This window comes from Pseudomonas sp. 2,4-D (assembly GCF_030418155.1).
Lineage (GTDB): Bacteria > Pseudomonadota > Gammaproteobacteria > Pseudomonadales > Pseudomonadaceae > Aquipseudomonas > Aquipseudomonas alloputida.
The window spans coordinates 47762-67645 of sequence record NZ_JAUHUI010000011.1; the positions used below are offsets into that span (position 1 = coordinate 47762).

General features: G+C 61.3%; 17 protein-coding genes and 1 pseudogene. 5 read left to right on the forward strand and 13 right to left on the reverse strand.

Annotated features, from left to right (window positions below):
- Nucleotides 1–2: 2 nt before the first annotated feature.
- The gene (locus QYE47_RS10705; protein WP_019438543.1) at nt 3–1331 is read right to left on the reverse strand and encodes a UDP-glucose/GDP-mannose dehydrogenase family protein; all 1329 of its coding nucleotides are present in this window, start codon (nt 1329–1331) and stop codon (nt 3–5) included.
- 244 nt (nt 1332–1575) lie between these two features.
- Between QYE47_RS10705 and QYE47_RS10710 the strand changes: the two genes are divergently transcribed.
- Nucleotides 1576–2622, forward strand: a complete 1047-nt coding sequence (locus QYE47_RS10710; protein ID WP_014591216.1) for a class I SAM-dependent methyltransferase — start codon at nt 1576–1578, stop codon at nt 2620–2622.
- Nucleotides 2623–2752: 130 nt separating this feature from the next.
- On the opposite strand, the gene QYE47_RS10715 is transcribed toward QYE47_RS10710, so the two are convergent.
- The 6 genes from QYE47_RS10715 to yghU form a co-directional block, all read right to left on the reverse strand.
- Nucleotides 2753–3997, reverse strand: a complete 1245-nt coding sequence (locus QYE47_RS10715; protein ID WP_003248123.1) for a saccharopine dehydrogenase family protein — start codon at nt 3995–3997, stop codon at nt 2753–2755.
- 32 nt (nt 3998–4029) lie between these two features.
- Entirely contained in the window at nt 4030–5127 is a 1098-nt protein-coding gene (nspC, locus tag QYE47_RS10720) for a carboxynorspermidine decarboxylase (protein WP_014591215.1), read from the reverse strand.
- A gap of 185 nt (nt 5128–5312) precedes the next feature.
- Nucleotides 5313–6230, reverse strand: a complete 918-nt coding sequence (locus tag QYE47_RS10725; RefSeq protein ID WP_070383874.1) for a pyridoxal-phosphate dependent enzyme — start codon at nt 6228–6230, stop codon at nt 5313–5315.
- Nucleotides 6227–6901 (reverse strand): PAS domain-containing protein, encoded by a 675-nt coding sequence (locus QYE47_RS10730; RefSeq protein WP_070384476.1) that lies wholly within the window; start codon nt 6899–6901, stop codon nt 6227–6229. Before QYE47_RS10730 ends, QYE47_RS10725 begins: the two co-directional genes overlap by 4 nt.
- Nucleotides 6902–6983: 82 nt before the next feature.
- Nucleotides 6984–8687 carry an amidase gene (locus QYE47_RS10735; RefSeq protein ID WP_014591212.1) on the reverse strand — a complete coding sequence of 568 codons (1704 nt, stop codon included), beginning with the start codon at nt 8685–8687 and terminating at the stop codon, nt 6984–6986.
- 191 nt (nt 8688–8878) lie between these two features.
- Nucleotides 8879–9721 (reverse strand): glutathione-dependent disulfide-bond oxidoreductase, encoded by an 843-nt coding sequence (gene yghU, locus QYE47_RS10740; RefSeq protein WP_014591211.1) that lies wholly within the window; start codon nt 9719–9721, stop codon nt 8879–8881.
- 201 nt (nt 9722–9922) lie between these two features.
- On the opposite strand from yghU, the gene QYE47_RS10745 reads away from it, so the two are divergent.
- On the forward strand, nt 9923–10954 hold the full coding sequence (locus QYE47_RS10745; RefSeq protein WP_070383875.1) for a dienelactone hydrolase: 1032 nt from the start codon (nt 9923–9925) through the stop codon (nt 10952–10954).
- On the opposite strand, the gene QYE47_RS10750 is transcribed toward QYE47_RS10745, so the two are convergent.
- The 3 genes and pseudogenes from QYE47_RS10750 to QYE47_RS10760 form a co-directional block, all read right to left on the reverse strand.
- A complete protein-coding gene (locus tag QYE47_RS10750) occupies nt 10916–12109 on the reverse strand; it encodes an MFS transporter (protein WP_070383876.1) in 1194 nt (397 codons plus the stop codon). The two genes, QYE47_RS10745 and QYE47_RS10750, sit on opposite strands and share 39 nt — an antisense overlap.
- Nucleotides 12110–12337: 228 nt before the next feature.
- Nucleotides 12338–13924 (reverse strand): ABC-F family ATPase, encoded by a 1587-nt coding sequence (locus QYE47_RS10755; RefSeq protein WP_070383877.1) that lies wholly within the window; start codon nt 13922–13924, stop codon nt 12338–12340.
- A gap of 20 nt (nt 13925–13944) precedes the next feature.
- A pseudogene (locus QYE47_RS10760) lies at nt 13945–14301 on the reverse strand (site-specific integrase); the annotation flags it as partial.
- 272 nt (nt 14302–14573) lie between these two features.
- Between QYE47_RS10760 and QYE47_RS10765 the strand changes: the two are divergent.
- Entirely contained in the window at nt 14574–15116 is a 543-nt protein-coding gene (locus QYE47_RS10765) for an AAA family ATPase (protein ID WP_019438537.1), read from the forward strand.
- A 683-nt stretch (nt 15117–15799) separates the two neighbouring features.
- Here QYE47_RS10765 and QYE47_RS10770 read toward each other — a convergent pair.
- Nucleotides 15800–16273 carry an OsmC family protein gene (locus tag QYE47_RS10770; protein WP_014591152.1) on the reverse strand — a complete coding sequence of 158 codons (474 nt, stop codon included), beginning with the start codon at nt 16271–16273 and terminating at the stop codon, nt 15800–15802.
- Between the two features lie 458 nt (nt 16274–16731).
- On the opposite strand from QYE47_RS10770, the gene QYE47_RS27285 reads away from it, so the two are divergent.
- Entirely contained in the window at nt 16732–17061 is a 330-nt protein-coding gene (locus QYE47_RS27285; RefSeq protein ID WP_019438536.1) for a hypothetical protein, read from the forward strand.
- 86 nt (nt 17062–17147) lie between these two features.
- Nucleotides 17148–17405, forward strand: coding sequence for a hypothetical protein (locus QYE47_RS10775; protein WP_070383878.1), 258 nt, complete (start codon nt 17148–17150; stop codon nt 17403–17405).
- Nucleotides 17406–17678: 273 nt separating this feature from the next.
- On the opposite strand, the gene QYE47_RS10780 is transcribed toward QYE47_RS10775, so the two are convergent.
- Both QYE47_RS10780 and QYE47_RS10785 read right to left on the reverse strand, forming a co-directional pair.
- Nucleotides 17679–18344, reverse strand: coding sequence for an SOS response-associated peptidase (locus QYE47_RS10780; protein WP_023389601.1), 666 nt, complete (start codon nt 18342–18344; stop codon nt 17679–17681).
- Nucleotides 18345–18462: 118 nt separating this feature from the next.
- Complete coding sequence (locus tag QYE47_RS10785) at nt 18463–19833, reverse strand: HD domain-containing phosphohydrolase (protein WP_014591150.1); 1371 nt, start codon at nt 19831–19833, stop codon at nt 18463–18465.
- Nucleotides 19834–19884 lie beyond the last annotated feature (51 nt).

The window sequence follows — 19884 nt, forward strand, 5'->3', positions numbered from 1 at the left end:
AGTCAAGCTGGCGCAATCTTGCCACGTCCGATGCCGTAGTAAGTCAGCCCTGCCGAGGCCATGTGCTCGGGTTCGTACAGGTTGCGGCCATCGAACACCACCCGGTCGGCCAACTGCTGCGGCACCTCGTCCAGGTTGAGCACACGGTAGTCCTGCCATTCGGTGACGATCACCAGGGCATCGGCGCCCCGCAACGCATCGTCCTTGCAGGGCACCAGTTGCAGGTCGGCACGCGGGCCGTAGTGGCGCCGGATTTCTTCCATGGCCTGAGGGTCGTGAGCCTGCACCCGCGCGCCCGCGGCCCACAGTGCTTCCAGCAGGACCCGGCTGGAAGCTTCGCGGATATCATTGGTATTGGGCTTGAACGACAACCCCCACAGGGCAAACACCTTGCCCCGCAGGCCGCCAGGGTAGTGGCGCTGGATCTTGCTGAACAGCCGGCCCTTCTGCTGCTCGTTGACCGACTCTACTGCGCGCAGCAACTGCGTCTCGAAGCCTTCTGCCTCGGCACTGTGGCGCAAGGCTTGCAGGTCTTTGGGGAAGCACGAGCCGCCAAAACCGCAGCCAGCATAGATGAAGTCGTAACCGATGCGCGGGTCCGAGCCGATGCCACGGCGCACCATTTCGATATCGGCCCCCAGGTGCTCGGCCAGGTTGGCGATTTCGTTGATGAAGGAGATCTTGGTGGCCAGCATGCAATTGGCTGCGTACTTGGTCAGCTCGGCACTGCGCGCGTCCATGACCATGAACTTTTCGCGGTTGCGGTTGAACGGCAGGTAAAGCTCGCGTAGCAACTCCACTTCGGCCGCTTCTGCGCCGCCGATGATGATGCGCTGGGGGCGCATGCAGTCATCCACCGCAGACCCTTCCTTGAGAAACTCCGGGTTGCTGATCACCTGGAAGCGGCTGGTATCGGCCACGGCCTGGGCGATGCGTGCCTTGATGCGGTGTACCGTACCCACCGGCACGGTTGACTTGTTGACGATAACTTTGGGCCCGTCAGCGTGCTCGAGGATGCTGTCGACCACGGCGAAAACGTGCTTCAGGTCGGCGCTGCCGTCGGCTTGCGGTGGAGTACCGACGGCAATGAACTGCAACCTGGCATAGTTGGCAGCCACTGCGGCATCAGTGGTGAAGCGCAGCCGACCGCAGGCGAGGTTCTTCTCCAGCAGCGGCGCAAGGCCGGGCTCGAAGATCGGGCAATGGCCTTCATTCAGGCTGGCCACCCGATCGGCATCGACATCCATGCACAACACCGAATGGCCTACCTGGGCCAGGCACACCGCCTGGGTCAGGCCGACATAGCCGGTTCCGAAAACCGTGACCTTCATTTGACAGCTCCTTGATAGGAAAGCTGAAAAAAAATGTCACATCGTTGTTTAGGAATTGTGACCTGAAGGATGCGCGCGTGGACCATATGGCCGTTATTCCACGTCGCCCAGGCAGAGCATCTAAACTTACTGACAGCTCGCGGTAGCGCGTTGTACCGCGAACGAAAACCCTTGAACCGACCACCGCCTTCCCGGAGCGGATGTCCCTCGTTGGCGATGGCCTTCTTGCAGAGGAGGGCAGGTCATGGACGAGGCAAGGCTTCACGATTTCATGGGCAAGCTGGTGGGCGACATGGGCGCGGCGGCGACGCTGGCCAATGTCATTCTCGGCGATGAACTGGGGCTGTACCGGGCCATGGCCGACAGCCAGGCGGTCACCCCTGAGCAACTGGCGGAAAAGACCGGCTGCCACCCGCGGCTGGTGCGAGAATGGTTGAATGCCCAGGCGGCATCGGGCTACATGGTCCATGACAAGGGCCGTTTTGTGCTGCCTGAAGAACAGGCCATGGCCCTGGCGCTGGAGGACTCCCCGGCTTACATGGCCGGCGGCGCGGCAGTGGTGGCGGCGCTGTTCCATGACAAGGACAAGCTGGTAGCCGCCATGCGCGGCGATGGCGGGTTGGCCTGGGGCGATCACCACCCGTGCATGTTCAGCGGTACCGAGCGGTTTTTCCGGCCGGGGTATCGCACCTTCCTGGTAGCGGATTGGCTGCCGGCACTGGAGGGTGTGGTGGCCAAGCTGCAAGCGGGCGCCAAGGTGGCGGATGTGGGCTGCGGTCATGGTGCCTCGACGCTGGTGATGGCGCAGGCGTTTCCGGCGTCGACCTTCGTGGGGTACGACTATCATCAGCCTTCGATCGTCACCGCCAACGCGCGTGCACGTGAAGCGGGGCTGGAGGCGCGGGTGAGCTTCCAGCAGGCCAGCGCCAAGGAGTACCCGGGGCATGACCATGACCTGGTGTGCTTCTTCGATTGCCTGCACGACATGGGTGACCCGGTCGGGGCAGCCCGGCATGCCTACCGTGCTTTGAAGGCTGATGGCACGGTCATGCTGGTTGAGCCGTATGCCGAGGACTCGCTGGAGGGTAACCTGACACCGGTCGGGCGCTTGTTCTATGCAGCCTCGACGTTTATTTGCACGCCCAATTCGTTGTCGCAGGAAGTGGGGCTGGGGTTGGGTGCGCAGGCCGGGGAGGCGCGATTGCGGGCGGTCTTCGAGGAGGCAGGGTTCAGCAGGTTCCGGCGGGCGACGCAGACGCCGTTCAACCTGATTCTGGAGGCCCGCAAGTAGAACGTGATCTTGGGCCGGATTCTTCGCGGGCTCGCCCGCTGCCACAGGTTACGTGCTTGTTTCAGGCCTGTGGCGATCCTGGACCTGGAAAGCAGAAGGGGTGCTACATGGCACCCCTTCTGTTTGTCGCTTAGGCTTCAGCGTCCCAAGGACGATCGCCTTTTTCATCTTTGACGCGGGTCGGCAGGCCCATCACGTCCAGCGCCTTGAGGAACGGCTCGGCTGGCAGCTCCTCGACGTTGACCATGCGCTTGGCATCCCACTCGCCACGAGCGACCAGCAGGGCAGCGGCCACTGGCGGTACCCCGGCGGTGTAGGAAATGCCCTGGCTGTCGGTCTCGGCGTAGGCTTCTTCGTGGTCGGCCACGTTGTAGATAAACACTTCGCGGGGCTGGCCATCCTTGGTGCCTTTGACCAAATCGCCGATACAGGTCTTGCCGGTGTAGCCAGGGGCCAGCGAGGCCGGGTCTGGCAGTACGGCCTTGACCACTTTCAGCGGTACCACTTCCAGGCCTTCGGCGGTTTTCACCGGTTGCTCGCTCAGCAGGCCCAGGTTTTTCAGAACCGTGAACACGTTGATGTAGTGCTCGCCGAAGCTCATCCAGAAGCGCACGTTCGGGACGTTGAGGTTCTTCGAAATCGAGTGAACTTCATCGTGGCCGGTCAGGTACAGGTTTTGCGAGCCTACCACTGGCAGGTCGTCGGTACGCTTGACCTCGAACATGGTATTGCTGGTCCACTGGCTGTTCTGCCAGCTCCACACTTGTCCGGTGAACTCGCGGAAGTTGATTTCCGGGTCAAAGTTGGTGGCAAAGTACTTGCCATGCGAACCGGCATTGACGTCGAGAATATCGATCGAATCAATGCTGTCGAAATACTGCTGCTGCGCCAGCTTGGCGTAGCTGTTCACCACACCCGGGTCGAAACCGACGCCGAGAATGGCGGTAATGTTCTTTGCCTGGCACTCTTCGAGGTGTTTCCACTCGTAGTTGCCGTACCACGGTGGGGTCTCGCAGATCTTGCCCGGCTCTTCGTGGATAGCGGTGTCCAGATAGGCGACACCCGTATCGATGCAAGCACGCAGCACCGACATGTTGAGGAAGGCGGAACCCACATTGATCACGATCTGCGATTCGGTTTCGCGGATCAGCGCCTTGGTTGCCTCGACATCGAGGGCATTGAGCGAGAAGGCCTGGATGTCGGCGGGTACCTTGAGGCTACCCTTGGCCTTGACGCTGTCGATGATGGCCTGGCATTTGGAGATGTTCCGTGACGCGATGGCGATACGACCCAGTTCGTCGTTATGCTGCGCGCACTTGTGGGCCACCACCTTGGCGACACCTCCTGCACCAATGATAAGAACGTTCTTCTTCAATTTACCCTTTGCTCCTTACTTGAAAGCCGGTCTTACGACAGGCTGGAAACGTAGTCTTCGAAACCGAACTCGCGGACGACTTCGACGCTGCCGTCGAGCTGCTTGACCACGATGGAAGGCATCTTCAGCCCGTTGAACCAGTTTTTCTTGACCATGGTGTAACCCGCCGTGTCGATGAACGACAGGCGATCGCCAATGGCCAGCGGACGGTCGAATTGGTACTCGCCGAAGATGTCACCGGCCAGGCATGACTTGCCGCAGACCATGTAGGTATGCTCGCCGTCATTGGGGGCCATCTTGGCGTTGAGGCGGTAGATCAGCAGGTCGAGCAGGTGCGCTTCGATCGAGCTGTCGACCACGGCCAGGTGCTTGCCGTTGTACAGGGTGTCGAGCACGGTCACTTCCAGCGAGGCGCTGTTGGTGATGGCGGCTTCGCCCGGCTCCAGGTAAACCTGCACGCCGTATTTTTCCGAGAACGCCTTCAGGCGCGCGCAGAAGGCGTCTACTGCATAGTCTTCACCGGTGAAGTGAATGCCGCCACCAAGGCTGACCCACTCGACCTTGTGCAGCAGGTGGCCAAAACGCTCTTCGATGTGCGTGAGCATCTTGTCGAACAGGCCGAAGTCACCGTTCTCGCAGTTGTTGTGGAACATGAAACCGGAGATCTGTTCGATCACCTGCTCGATCTTCGCCGGGTCCCATTCGCCCAGGCGGCTGAACGGGCGGGCCGGGTCGGCCAGCAGGTAGTCGGAGCTGCTGACCTGCGGGTTGACGCGCAGACCACGCACCTTGCCTTCGGACTGGTCGGCAAAGCGTTGCAGTTGGCCGATCGAGTTGAAGATGATCTTGTCGCAGTTCTCAAGCATCTCCTCGACCTCGTCGTCGGCCCAGGCCACGCTATAGGCATGGGTTTCGCCGGCAAACTTCTGGCGGCCGAGCTTGAGCTCGAACAGGGAGGACGAGGTGGTACCGTCCATGTACTGCTGCATCAGGTCGAACACCGACCAGGTGGCGAAGCACTTGAGGGCGAGCAGCGCCTTGGCACCGGAGTGTTCGCGCACGTAGGCGATCTTCTCCATGTTGCTGAGCAGCTTGGTTTTATCGATGAGGTAATACGGCGTCTTGATCATTTAAAGGCCCCCGGCCAGGCCGGCCAAAAAAAGGACACGCATTGTGCCTTCACTTGCCGCAGACCGAAAGGGCGGGATACGCATTTCGTCAGGGTTGACGCTATTGCGAGGGCTTTTTCGGTTGCGGCGAGCCTAGTAGATCAGGTGCATGTGACTGTCGTAATCACCCCCGACAGATGGCAGCTTCAGTCTGCCTGATGCAGCCAGGCCCGGATCTGCTCCAGTGTTGCGGTAGCGCCGCCACAGACCACCACCAGTACATTGCGCAAGGCGCCCAGTGCCTTGGCATCATAGGCGACTGCCAACGCCGCCCCGCACGCGGGCTCGACCAGCACACGGTGGTCCAGCAAAAACCGCTCACAGGCCTCCAGCGCTGCGCGATCGCTGACCAGATGGCTGTGCACCGGATGCTGCTGCACGCACGTCAGCGCCTGATCAGCCACACGCTTGGCCCCCAGCGACGTCGCCACCGAGGCGATGCGCTCCAGCTCCACCGAATGCCCAGCCTGCATGGCCGCATGCAGCGACGCCGCGCCCTCGGTTTCCACTGCCAGCACCGGCACATCGCCCCAGCCATTGCGCTTGAGCCCCTCTACCACGCCACTGAGCAAGCCGCCCCCGCCGACTGACAACACCACCGCGTCCGGCTTCAGGCCGGCTTCGGCCACTTCATCCACCAGGCTGGCATGCCCGGCCCACAGCAGTGGGTCGTCGAACGGGTGGATGAAAGCATCGTTCGGGCCTACCAGTGTCTGTGCCAGGGCGTTGGCCTCTTGCCATGAACTGCCGTGCACCACCACCTTGGCGTCTTCCAGGTGCAGCAGCTGCTTGGCCCGTTCGGTGGTGGTTTCGGGTACCACCACGGTCACCGGCACCCCCAGCTTGCGTCCGGCGTAGGCGACTGCCAAACCGGCATTGCCACCTGACGAGGACACAAAGTGCCGGGCGCCACGCGCGTGGTGTACCTCGCAGGCGTGGCCTACACCGCGCAGTTTGAACGAACCGCAGGGTTGCAGGGCGTCGAGCTTGAGCCAGATATTACGACCGGCCGCCAACGACAGCGGGCGCGATTCGATCAGGGGGGTATGAATGTGCAAGGTCATTGGCTGGCTCCGCGTAGTTGCTCGAGGTAGTTGTAAATGGTGTAGCGCGTCACGCCGAGGGCGCTGGCAGCCTTCTCGACGCCGCCCTTGACGATGAACAGGCCGCGCTCCTGCATGACGCGCACGGCCTCGACCTTGGCCTGTTTGTTCATCCGCCCCTGGCCGCTGCGCTGCAGGGCGGCCTGGATGATCTCGCTCATCAGCAGCTCCATGTCGGCAGGTTCGTTGACCGCAGGTATGGCCCCCAGCGGCTGCAACTGCTGGAGAAAGTTCATGGCAGCATCCAGGCCGGTGACGTCGGTGTTGACGCACAGGCTGGCGAACGGGTGGCCGCTGCTGTCACGGAAGATTGCCGTGGCACTTCGTAGCGTGCGGCCTTTGAGCGTAGTGGGGTAATCGGGCAGCACCACCGGCTCACTGCCGTGCTGGTCGGCCGAGGCCTGCATCAGTGCCTTGAAACCCTGGTCCTGCTCCGGTGCGGCGAGGATCGGGCTGCCTAAGCTGCGGCCGGAAAGATGACCGTTGATGATCGCCACCACCGAGTGTTCGGGGTGGTCAAGGTCGTGCAGGAGTATTTCCATATTGCGCGCGGCAACGCTGCCCAGGGCCTGGATGGCGGCCTTGAGCACGGTGAGGGTGAGTTGGCGTTCTTCGCTGGGGGGGATAGGCATGGCAGATCGCAAAATCAACTGTTTGTGCATTTTTACACATATGGTTGAAATTCGCGATCTGCTTTTGTGGGCCCTGTAAGACTCAGCCGAGCGCCGGCGTGCGCGGCGGAATCATCCGGCGCGAGCCGGTGGCTTCGAACGCGGCAGCAAAACTCAGCAGCGCGTTGTCGCTATAGGCCTTCCCGGCAAAGGTCAGCCCCACCGGCATACCGATATCGGCCATCACGCCCATCGGCACGGTCACGGTCGGCACGCCCAGGTGACGGATTGCCAGGTTGCCGTTGGCTACCCAGACACCGTTGCTCCAGGCGATGTCCGCCGATACCGGGTTGATATCGGCATCGGCCGGGCCAACGTCGGCTACGGTGGGGAACAGCACCGCGTCCAGGCCCAGCTTGTCCATCCAGTCTTCCAGGTCCAGCTTGCGGGTCTGCTCCAGGCCGCGCAGGCCGTCGGGCAGGGTCTCGATCTGGTCCCAGGTCTTCAGGCCACGTTTGGCCATGTTGACGTACTCGTCCATGCCGGCAGCCAGGTCATCTTCACGGTTGGGCAAGGTGCCCGGGTCGTGGGGGAAGATCTTCAGCCCGTCGACATCGGCCAGGCGGTTAAGCTTGGGGTCATCGTTGGCGCGCAGGAAGTCGTCAAAGGCCCAGCCCGACAGTTCCCACAGTTCATCATGCAGGAATGCTTTGCTGACGATGCCACGGTTGTACACGGTCGGCGCGCCTGGGCGGTCGCCTTCGCAGTTGGACACCAGCGGGAAGTCCACTTCCAGTACCTCGGCACCCGCCGCTTCCAGGGCCTGGCGTGCTTGTTGCCACAGGTCGATCACCGTGGCGCGGGTGTTGATGCGTTGGCCGGTCGGCCCACCGATGCCTGGCTTCTCGGCGGTGCCCGCGTCGGGATCGGCATTTATATACATGCGTGGTACGCCAAAGCGCTTGCCCTTGAGCGCGCTGGCATCTACCGCCAGTTCAAGGTACGAAGCCGGACGTACCGTCGAGGCAGCGGGGATTGGCACCCATGGCTGCAGGCGCCACAGGTCGCCGCGCTTGTCGGCATCATCGGCTACCACCACGTCGAGGATTTCCAGCAGATCGGCCATGGTGCGGGCATAGGGCACCACCACGTCCATGGTCGGTGTCAGCGGCCAGTTGCCACGCACCGAAATCACCCCGCGCGACGGGGTGTAGGCGCACAGGCCGTTGTTGGACGCCGGGCCACGGCCGCTGGACCAGGTTTCTTCGGCCAGGCCAAAGGCGCTGAAGCTGGCGGCGGTGGCGGTTCCGGCACCGTTGGACGAGCCCGAGGCGAAGGGCGCGGTCAGGTAGTTGGCGTTGTACGGGCTTTCGGCGCGGCCATAGACGCCGCGCTGCATGCCACCGTTAGCCATGGGCGGCATGTTGGTCTTGCCCAGGCACACGGCACCGGCGGCGCGCAGGCGCTCGATGGTGAAGGCGTCGCGCTGGGCGACCAGGTCCTTGAAGGCAGGGCTGCCGGAGGCGGCAGTCAAGCCTTTGACCAGGTAGCTGTCCTTGGCGGTGTAGGGGATGCCGTCCAGCGGGCTAAGCACTTGGCCCTTGGCGCGGCGGGCATCGGAGGCCTCGGCTTCTTTCAGCGCCTCCGGGTTGCGTACCACTACGGCATTAAGGGCAGTGGCCGTGTCAGCGCCATCGTAGGCGTCGATGCGCGCCAGGTAGGCCTTGACCAGCTCGACCGCTGTCGTGCGGCCCGACTCGAGCGCGTCGCGCAGCTCGGCAATGGAAACCTCGGTTACCTCGATCATGCGTTCACCAAAAAAATGTGCAGGTGGGGGCTAATGCGAGGAGTGTACAAGAAGGGCTTGGCGGACGCAGGTTTGCGCAGGGGCAAATGGTTTTATGCAGGGGGGCATTGTCGGGGGTATTCACAGGCGTCACCCGGCCCATTATGGGGGCGGCCTTTTGTTGTCAAAGGGCCGCTCCCACACGGTCTGCGTCAACCTTCCAGGTCGGCGGCGCTATGGCGCTCCGGCACCTGGCTGTGTTCATCTCCCCAGGTACGGTTCACGCGTGTACCGCGCTGCACAGCAGGGCGCAGGGCGATATCCTCGGCCCAGCGCTGTACGTTAGGGTACTCGTCAACCGCCAGGAATTGCGCGGCGTCATACAGGTTGCCGCGCACTAGCTGGCCATACCACGGCCACACGGCAATATCAGCAATACTGTATTCCTCACCGCCCAGATAACGGCTTTCGGCCAAGCGACGATCAAGTACGTCCAGCTGACGCTTGGCCTCCATGGTGAAGCGGTTGATGGCGTACTCGAACTTTTCCGGTGCATATACGTAGAAGTGGCCAAAACCACCGCCCAGGTAAGGCGCCGCACCCATCTGCCAGAACAACCAGTTCAGGCATTCGGTGCGCGCAGCCGGCGATTTTGGCAGCAAAGCACCGAACTTCTCTGCCAGGTACAGCAGGATCGAGCCTGATTCGAACACCCGCACCGGCGGCTCCACGCTGCGGTCGAGCAGGGCAGGAATCTTCGAGTTGGGGTTGACCTGGACGAAGCCACTGGAAAACTGATCACCCTCGCCGATGCGGATCAGCCAGGCATCGTATTCGGCACCGGCGTGGCCCAGGGCAAGCAGCTCTTCAAGGGCAATGGTGACCTTGACGCCGTTGGGCGTAGCCAGGGAATACAGCTGCAGCGGGTGTTTGCCCAGCGGCAGGTCCTTGTCGTGAGTCGGGCCGGCTACCGGGCGGTTGATGCTGGCGAACTGGCCGCCGGAGGCTGCGTCGTTGCGCCAGACTTTGGGTGGCACGTAGGCAGGCTTGCTCATGCATGAATCTCCTTTAAAGGCGCGAAAACGGTCACGTGAAAACGTTGACCTGCATCTATGCCACGGGTTCGACGCAATGCGCAAATGCACAGGGTGCAGGCGCAGCTTGCATGACGGCGGTTTCATCCAGTTTTCATCCGGCACAACTCCGGCCGGTTTTATGCTGGGTTATCCCTTCGTCCTGTAAGGAACCGCTGGCCGATGACCCTTGCACGCTGCGTGTTGGCGCTGGTCCTGCTCGGCGGCCTGCTGGCCCGCGCCGAGGCCGCGCCGTGGGTTGCCGGCCTGCACCTTATGACCTTGACCGACCCGGTCGATAGCCGCCCGATGCAAGCGCTGGCGTTCTACCCGGCCGTTGGCAAAACCCGTATCAGCCGTATAGACGGGTATCCCGTCGACGTGGCCGAAGAGGCGCCCGTCGCCATGGGGCGATTCCCGTTGCTGGTGCTGTCTCACGGCAATACGGGCAGCCCATTGGCCTTGCATTACCTGGCCACGTCGCTGGCGCGGCAAGGGTTCGTGGTGGTGGCGGTGGTGCACCCGGGGGACAACGTGCGCGACCACAGCCGCCTTGGCACCCTGAGCAATCTTTATGGGCGGCCGCTGCAAGTCAGCGCGGCGATCACCGCAGCGCGTGATGATGCAGTGGTCGGGCCTTATCTGAATGACGGCAAGGTGGGTGTGATCGGCTACTCGGCCGGCGGAGAAACCGCGTTGATCCTGTCTGGCGCACGCCCCGACCTGGAGCGTCTGCGTCAGTACTGCCTGGAGCGCCCGCATGACGAAGACGCCTGCAAGACCCACGGCATCCTGATTGCCGACCGTAGCGAACTGGCGCCTGAGACCGACCCGCGAGTGGGGGCGGTCATGTTGATGGCGCCGCTGAGCCTGTTGTTCGGGCGCCATGCGCTGGCCGGTGTGCAGGTACCCGCACTGATCTACAGTGGCGACAGCGATCAGCTTGTGGCCGTAGACCGTAATGCCGAGGCCCTGGCCCGCAAACTGCCGGTTACACCGGACTACCGCCTGTTGGCCGGTGCCGGGCATTTCGTGTTCATGGCCCACTGCGATGCCGAGCAGTACGCGCGAATGTCGGCGCTGTGCAAGGACGCCGATGGCGTCGACCGCCGGCATATCCATCATTCGCTGCAGCGAGAAACGGCAGCGTTCTTCAGCCAGGTGCTGGCTGAGCGTTCAGCTGCGACGGGCGCGCCGCGCCAGCCACAACGTTAGGCCGACTCCGGCCAAGGCGAGCAGGGCCGCCACGCAGAAGATCGAGGCATACCCCAGGTGTACCGCCACGGCGCCCATCACCGGGCCTGCAATGGCCAAGGCCATGTCGAAGAACACAGCATAGGCACCCAGCCCTGCGCCGCGGCTGCTGCTGGGGACTTGCTTGATCGCCTCCACACCCAATGCCGGGTACACCAGCGACAGTCCGAAACCGGTCAGCCCGGCGCCAACCAGCGCCCAGGGCGGCGAGGGCGCCAGCCACAGAAGGCTCAGGCCCAGCACTTCGGTGGCCATGCAGGCGACCGCCACGTTGTACCCACCAAAGCGGTTGACCGCGTTGACGAACAGCAGCCGCGAAATGATGAAGCACACACCAAACGCACTCAGGCACCAGGCCGCACCGGCCCAGCCGCGCTCGAGGTAATACAGGGTGACGAAGGTGGTCAAGGTGCCGTAGCCGATCGAGGCCAGGGTCAAACCCAGGCCACACGGGGCAACCCGGCCAAACGCCGACCAGAAGGGCAGGCGCTCGCCGCGCATCACGACCACGTCGGGGCGCTTGCGAAGCACCAGCAGGGCAAGGGTTGCCAGCACCAGCAAAGCCGGCCCCAGCACGCTGAAGTCCATCCCGTCCACGGCCAGAACGCCAACTGGCGCACCGATGGCGATCGCGCCATAGGAGGCGATACCGCTCCACGAGATCACCCTGGCAGTGTGTTCGGGGCCGACCTGGCTGATACCCCAGCTCAAGGTGGCCACGCCGATCAGCCCTTGGGCGATGCCCAGCAGCAAGCGTCCACCGAGCAGCAGTGCCAGGCTTAGCAGCGGCAAGGTGAGGGTCCAGGCTGACAGCAACGTCAACACCCCGCAACCGGCAATCCCCAACAGGCCAAAGCGGATGGCCTGTTTCCCTCCCAAAGTGTCCGCCACCCTGCCTGCAAACGGGCGGCTCAGCAGCGTGGCCAGGTACTGCAGGCCAATGGTTACACCGGCGATCACTGCACCAAAGCCAAGCTGGTCGTGCACATAGCTGGGCAGCACCGCAATCGGCAGGCCGATGCAGAGGAACGCAATGAAGGTATAGAAAACGATCGACAGGATCTGCAGGGTGATGTGCAGGGTGTTACTGGCGGGGGCAGGTTGTTGCGCGGTCATGGGCTCTTTCGCGGGCGGGCGGTTGGGCGTGGTCCCATCATGGCCGTTGCGCGAAGGAAAAGACAGCAGGCTAACGAATTATTCGTCGGGCCGTGCCGGTCGGTGGGATGGGGATGGACTCCGCTCCCACAGGGACCGCACAGGTATTGGACGCTGGTGGGGCCTTGGGAGAGCGGGCAAGCCCGCGAAGAGGCCCGGCCATCCGAGATGGCCAGGCCGTCCCATCAATCAGACCAGCACACCCTGGCTACGCAGGTAGTCGTCGTAGGTACCGCTGAAGTCCACCACACCATCGGCCGACAGCTCGATGATGCGCGTGGCCAGCGACGACACGAACTCGCGGTCGTGGCTGACGAACAGCAGGGTGCCCGGGTAGTTTTCCAGCGCCAGGTTCAGCGCTTCAATCGATTCCATGTCCAGGTGGTTGGTCGGCTCGTCCATCACCAGCACGTTCGGCTTCTGCAAAATCAGCTTGCCGAACAGCATGCGACCTTGTTCACCACCGGAAATCACCTTCACCGACTTGAGGATTTCGTCGTTGGAGAACAGCATGCGCCCCAGAGTGCCGCGGATAACCTGCTCACCAGAGGTCCACTGGCCCATCCAGTCGAACAGGGTCATGTCGTCTTCGAAGTCGTGGGCGTGGTCCTGGGCGTAGTAGCCCACTTCGGCGCTGTCGGTCCACTTTACCGAGCCGGCATCCGGGGGCATCTCGCCGACCAGGGTGCGTAGCAGGGTGGTCTTGCCAATACCGTTGGGGCCGATGATCGCAACGCGCTCGCCCGCTTCGACGGTGATGTCGAAGTTCTTGAACAGCACCTTGTCGTCGAAGGCTTTGGCCATTTTCTCGACGACCACGGCCTGGCGGTGCAGTTTCTTCGCTTGTTCGAAACGAATGAACGGGCTGACGCGACTGGACGGCTTGACCTCGGCCAGCTGGATCTTGTCGATCTGCTTGGCACGTGAAGTGGCCTGCTTGGCTTTGGAGGCGTTGGCCGAGAAGCGGCTGACGAAGGTCTGCAGCTCGGCGATCTGGGCTTTCTTCTTGGCGTTGTCCGACAGCAGCTGCTCACGCGACTGGGTGGCTGCGGTCATGTACTCGTCATAGTTGCCCGGGAACAGGCGCAGCTCGCCGTAATCCAGGTCAGCCATGTGGGTGCAGACGCTGTTGAGGAAGTGCCGGTCGTGGGAAATGATGATCATGGTGCTGTTACGCGCCGTGAGGATCGTTTCCAGCCAGCGGATGGTGTTGATGTCCAGGTGGTTGGTCGGTTCGTCGAGCAGCAGCACGTCCGGGTCCGAGAACAGCGCCTGGGCCAGCAGGACACGCAGCTTCCAGCCCGGAGCCACTTCGCTCATCGGGCCGAAGTGCTGGTCCAGCGGAATACCCAGGCCCAGCAGCAGTTCACCGGCGCGGGACTCGGCGGTGTAGCCGTCCATTTCGGCGAATTCGGTTTCCAGCTCGGCGACGGCCATGCCGTCTTCTTCGGTCATTTCCGGCAGCGAGTAGATACGGTCACGCTCGGCTTTGACTTTCCACAGCTGGCCGTGGCCCATGATCACCGTGTCGATCACGGTGAATTCCTCGTAGGCGAACTGGTCCTGGCGCAGCTTGCCCAGGCGGGTATTCGGCTCGAGCATGACCTGGCCAGCGGACGGCTCCAGGTCACCGCCGAGGATTTTCATGAAGGTCGACTTGCCGCAACCGTTGGCGCCGATCAGGCCGTAGCGGTTGCCGTTGTTGAATTTGACGGAAACGTTTTCGAACAGTGGCTTGGAGCCGAACTGCATGGTGATGTTAGCGGTGGAGATCAAAGGGCTTACCTATCAGTAACTTACGACGCTGGGCTTTCAGCTGATACCGATTTGATACCAATCTTGAGTTTTTCCAGCTCGCTCCAGTCGGAGCTTGAATTAAGCCAACGGGCATACGTCGACAGCAGCATCTGAATGCTGTGACCCAGCTGTTGGGCGATAAATGCGGGGTTGAGGCCGGACATTAAGCGTATTGTCGCATAGGTGTGACGGCAGTTGTATGGGGGGCGACGCTTGATCCCCAATTCAATCAGCACAGGCACCCACTGTTTGTGGAGATCGGAGATCCGTTTCACGCACTCCGCATTCCTCGACGGCGGGGGCGGGAACGGTGTTTAGGTCACTGCTCCCTTTTCCTCTCTGCGGCGATTCGCGTGCAGAACGACGAGTGGTGCCTGCAAAGACGCTGCATGCAATTGGAGGCGTTCGAGGTGGTCAGCGCTTATCCTTAAACCAAGCTGCCGGCCGTGCTCAACCAAACGACGAACTCAGTGGCCAGAGCCACGATGAGTTACACCACTTGAGGCGTGATCAGTTGCCGACTTGCAACAAACGCCCAGAGCATGAGAGCGCTTGCAGTTGACCACGTCGCCCATTGCCGTAAAATCGCGCGCCCAAAATTCAGCAGGCATGGCAAGAGGGAGCTTGAATGCAACGGGTGATGATCATTGGTCAGCCAGGGTCTGGGAAAAGTACCCTGGCGCGCAAGCTTGGCGAGCGCACAGGCTTGCCTGTCGTGCACATCGACACGATTCATTGGCAGCCAGGGTGGGTCGAGCGTAGCCGGGACGAGAAGACGCGTCTTTGTCATGAGATCGAGGCCCGTGAGCACTGGATCTTCGAAGGCGGGCATTCCACCACATGGAACAACCGGCTGGCCCGCGCTGACATGGTGATATGGATTGATCGCTCGGCTCCGCTTCGATTCTGGCGCGTGCTCCTCAGAACGATGTTGAACCGCGGTCGATCCCGGCCTGACTTGCCGGACAACTGCCCGGAGTTGCTGGCCAATCTGCCGGAGTTTTTCAGGTTCATGTGGCGGACGAAAGCCTCGTCTCGGGAAGCGATGAAGCGATTCGTAGCGACGGCCCCGCCGGGCTGTCGCGTGGTCTGCCTGCGGACCAATCGGGATACCGATGTTTTTCTCGCGAGTATGGGCACGCAGCCTGATCAGGTTGTGCAAGGTCATTAGATGCCAGATGAGCTTCTCACCAATCACCCCGCAGGCAGCACGGCTGTACCGAAACTTGCAGCCAGCCTGAGATCGATGTGCTGGTCGAGGTTTCAGCGCATCGCAATGAGGCCGCGCGAGACGAGGTGTTGCTGACGCAGAGCTAGATACGCGGCAGTGACCTGTCGGCGTTCGCAGTCAGCTTGCTGCATGGGGTAGCGGTGTCAAGCCGCTATCTTTGATTGCTGCGTCGGCTTCTGGCGATGCCAGATAGTCGAACAGCCCTGGGCTGCGGCATGATGTTGGCTCCTGCTCACGACAGCACCTGAATACAGGGTCATGGCGAGGGAACAGGATTTTAGAGAGGTTTACACCGCTTGCGCTGTCGGAGTAAGCGACAGAGCTGCTGTTTTGCAGCACTTTGCGCACGTCCTCGCCTTTGCGCACGGCCATAGCAATCAAAGACTTTCCGGATCTATTCGACTTGTTTTGTCGGCGTCACCGCTGGCCACCAGGTTCTCGAGGGCAAACCTACCATCAGTATGACATCCGTCTGCTCACCATGGGCGAGCCTGTTTGGGACGGCCTGAGGGGGCTCACCCATCGAAGGAGCGGCCTCTCGTGAAAGAGAGCCTCGCCCCTTCTATTGATAGCGTCGATTAGAAGCCATTGTTAAACAAAGGAAACAGTTGTATTCAAAACATCTAGTCCTGGTGCTTGATAACAGCACTGCATCTGATAGGGAAGTTGACTGAGTTGGCAATAAAACATTCGTGGTGAGCATCGTCATGCAGGCGTCTTGCAAGATCCAGATCTGACTGGCTGCTGATAATGACCTGAGGCCTTAACTCAGCGTCTTTGAAATGGCCCTTGCGCTGGCCATCCCCTTCAAGCATCCGGCCCACCGGGTAGTCGACATATTCCAGGACGTTCACGTTGTTGACTGCGCACAGATGAAGATACCAAAGCTTGTGGCAGGCCGAGATCGAGGCCAGCAACATGTCTTCAGGGTTCCAGCGTTCAGGGTTCCCGCGAAAGGCGGGGTCGGCAGAGCCAAGGATAGGTGCCTTGCCTGGAGCCTCCACGTTGAAGTCTCTCTGGTACGCCGTGTAACTGGCAGTACCTGCACCCGTGTTACCTATCCAATTTACGGTGACAGCGTAATGGTGCTCTTTCATGGTCACTCCTGTGTCGAAAGACGGCCGGAAAATCTTGCCCATCGCTTGGGTGCGGTTATCTTGCTCTCGATTGAGGGCTCTCCACCAGCATCTAGTGTTTGCAGCGACGCATGAGCAATCCGAGCACATGCAATGAACCGATGGAACTCCAAGGCCGATACCGACGCCAAGGCTGCGCAACGTGATGCGTCATGCTCCAGGTTGCCTGTCCGCTAGGCCAGGTTGTCCATCCGCCGGTAATTCATGGCGCTCGCCTAGCGGAACACCGTAGCCACATTCCTTGAGCGACCGTGCGCTGATCGCGCGGCGCTTGAAGGGGTGGGGGGTGGTGTGATCACGGCTGTTAAATGAAAAAAGCAGATGTAAAAAAATGTAACACACACCTTCAGCAGTGGATTCATTGGAACAGCTGTGTATTCTGTCTCTCCAGTCAAGAACATGAGTTCAAGGTCCGTTCCATGCGTAATCGCGGCAAAATCTATTGGGAATGGGCCAATTCTGCGTTGCATTCCCGCAACTACGATGAGCGCCTACCCTGTGGCACTTTAATCAACATCCAAGCCCGACTCTCACTTGAAAACGCCACTCAACTTTTCTTGGGTATCTACGGGAAAAAAGGCGTGCTCTTGCTCGAAGAGGTACACCCTGACTGCCGTGGACAGAAACTGTCTGCGGCGATGGCCTGGGCGCTCGAGCGTGCTCACGACTGGGTCGCCAAGGCTTTTCCTGCGCCCAAAGCACCAGGGCCTGAACCACTCCCGCGCAGAGGCTCGCGTCTTCACGGATAACAATGCAGGGAAAACGGAACGCTCGTCAGATCGCTTGAGTCGTATCTCCATCAAAAGCGCATTGAGGCGCCCAGTTGGAGAAAGTGATGACCCTTCAGTCCACCAGTCATGACCTTTACGTGCATTCCTACCTTGGTTACCAGGCATCGATTTACGTGCTGTGGGAGTCGAGCGTCGAATTTCCCACAGGGATGTTGGTCGAGGTAGGGAAGCCGGGCGCAACGGCGCGAACCCTGCGTGTGAGTCGACCATTCTCCTCTTCGACAGAAGCCATTCTCGAAGGGAAGGTTATGGCTGAACAGTACGTGGAAAGTCAGAAAAGCGGAGCTTGTTCTGCCGGGTGAGTTCGCCGAGGTCTGCGATCGGACCCCCCGCAACCACGGGCGGGTCGACCGCCTTCGAATCTGTGCAGCCTTTGATAACGGTATTCCCTGTTCGTCGAGTCGTGCCATTTCAACAGTAACCGCTTGCGTAAGTGCCATTGTGGACGGTGGTGTTACCAATCATCGTGCTGCGCGGGTTCCAAGTCGACCCGGCCCCCCGAGTTGAAACCCTGCACATCAGTGGTCCATGATGTTGCGCTGCCGGTACTAGGGCCGGCATGGTCTACTACTGCTTCACTGAAGCGGCTCTATCAGTTCGGCGCCTTGGTTGCGCACATTGCCAATGGCTGTGCTCACTCGATACCACTCGAAGGCCTCGGCTGGCTCGCCCAGGTTGAGCGCCATCTGCTCGGCTTGTTCGCCCGGCGTCGCGGTTTGCATCCACTCACGCGCAAGGTCTGGGGCCAAAACCACTGGCCTGCGGTCGTGCACATCTACCATTCCGCCCTGGGCATCGGCCGTAATGATGACGAACCCGTCATGCTCGCTGCCAGCGAACTGGCCGATGCAGGCGCAAAGGGAAGGGCGCCCGTCCCGGCGTCGGATGTAGTACGGCTGTTTCTTCGGTCCGCCTTCATCGACCCATTCATACCAGCCGTCGATCGGCGTTATGCCTCGGTGCGGCCAGATCGCCCGGAAGAAGGGGCCGTGTGCCACCTTTTCGACCCTGGCGTTGATCGGCGCGGCACGATCGGTCGCCCAATGCGGCCGCCAGCCCCATCTCACCAGGTCCGCCCGCGGGCCTGCTTCATCCACTCGCAGCACTGCCACCGGCGTGGTCGGCGCGACGTTGTACCGGCCAAGTGGCTGGTCGCCGACGTTGTTCCGCCAGGCTTCTGGCAGGCTCAGGGTTTCGACAAAGTCGTGTATGCCTCGGTACTGACTCAACCTTCCACACATGCGCGGCCCTCCTGCCAGAAAAAGCATAGCGCTTGGGCGTATCGCCGGTGTGGCGGGGGACGGCGTGCTGTACGTGCAGTCCCGGAGGTGCAAGGCTGAATGAGCGCCCCACCTCCATTCAGCACGGCGCCAAGTCCGATCTTCCAGGCGTTATAGGGTCGTTCGAGGGGACCCGAACGAAAATGCAGTACTTACCACCCTCCATCGATTCAAAGGCCACCAGCTTTTCCACCAGCGCGGCGCTCAAAACCTTGCCAGCGTTAAGCAGCAACATGCCGTTGTCGGCGTTCAGGTTGCGCGCAAGCACCATTCCCGGCGCCAGGTCACGCGTGGTACACACCTGGACTTCAGGGTCCACCAAGGTGAGATCGCTGTGGAACGATGCGCAAACCTGGACGAAGTCCTCTAGGAGCGCCGGGTCATACAACCGGCCGGCATACTTGCGCAGGTAGAGCAAGGCCTCGTCACTGTTCATCTGCCGTTCAAGAATCAAACCCCGTTGCAGCTCAACGAAGTCCACGGCCAGCTTGAGCAAGCGAGCGCCGAACGGGATAGCTTCACCCTTGAGCCGGTCGGGGAAGCCGCTGCCGTCCCAGTGCTCCTGGTGATGCAGGATCAGGCGCGCGGCATCTTTCATGGGCTCAAGGGTCATCAGCAGCGCTTCACTTTGGCGTGGGTAGTCGCGATAGCGGTCGCGGTCGCTGTGCATCAACTGGTCCGAAGGGGCAACGATCATGCTATCCGGCCAACTCAATTTGCCTATGTTGTACAGCGCCGCAGCCATGGCCAGATCGCGGCTGATCGCCTCGTCCAAGGCGTGGGCCCGACAGTAGCAACGCACCAGTTCGATGATCTGCCGATTGGTCTGCTTGGCTGGAGGCAGCCGCAGATTAGCCAGCATCGAGAACACCTCGGTCCCGGTAACATAGCTGTGTTTCAGCTCTTCGTAGGCCAGATCGAGCATGTCAGCGGTCTGTTGCAGCTCCGTGGTACGGGCTGCGACGCGTTTCTCCAGGTTGATATTGAGTAGTTTCAGCTGGGCGTTCTGCCGACGTGCCAGCAGCTCCAGGCGTTGGCGCTCGCGTTCGGAATGCTGGTGCTCCAGGGCCTGGCGCAAGGTCAGTAGCAATTCGTCGTCGTTCCAGGGCTTGCTGATGTAACGGTGGATCTGACCGTCATTGACGGCCTTGATGATTGCGCTCGGGTCGGCGTAGCCGGTCAGCAAGATCCTGACGGTCGAGGGGTGATGCTGATTGACCTGCGCCAACAAGGTGGCGCCGTCCATACCTGGCATACGCGCATCGCTCATCACCAGGTCTACCGGGCCCTCGGCCATTTGCGCCAGTGCCTGTTCGCCGCTGGTCGCCAGCTTCACGTCATAGGGTTGGCCACGCAATAGCCGACGTAGACTGTTAAGAATCGACTCCTCGTCGTCTACTAGCAACACGGTCGGCCGATAGGGTGGGTTCGGGTTCGGTTGCACTTCCATGGCAGGCCTCACGCGGTCGATCGATGGAGCACTCGAGCTCAACGAGTGCTT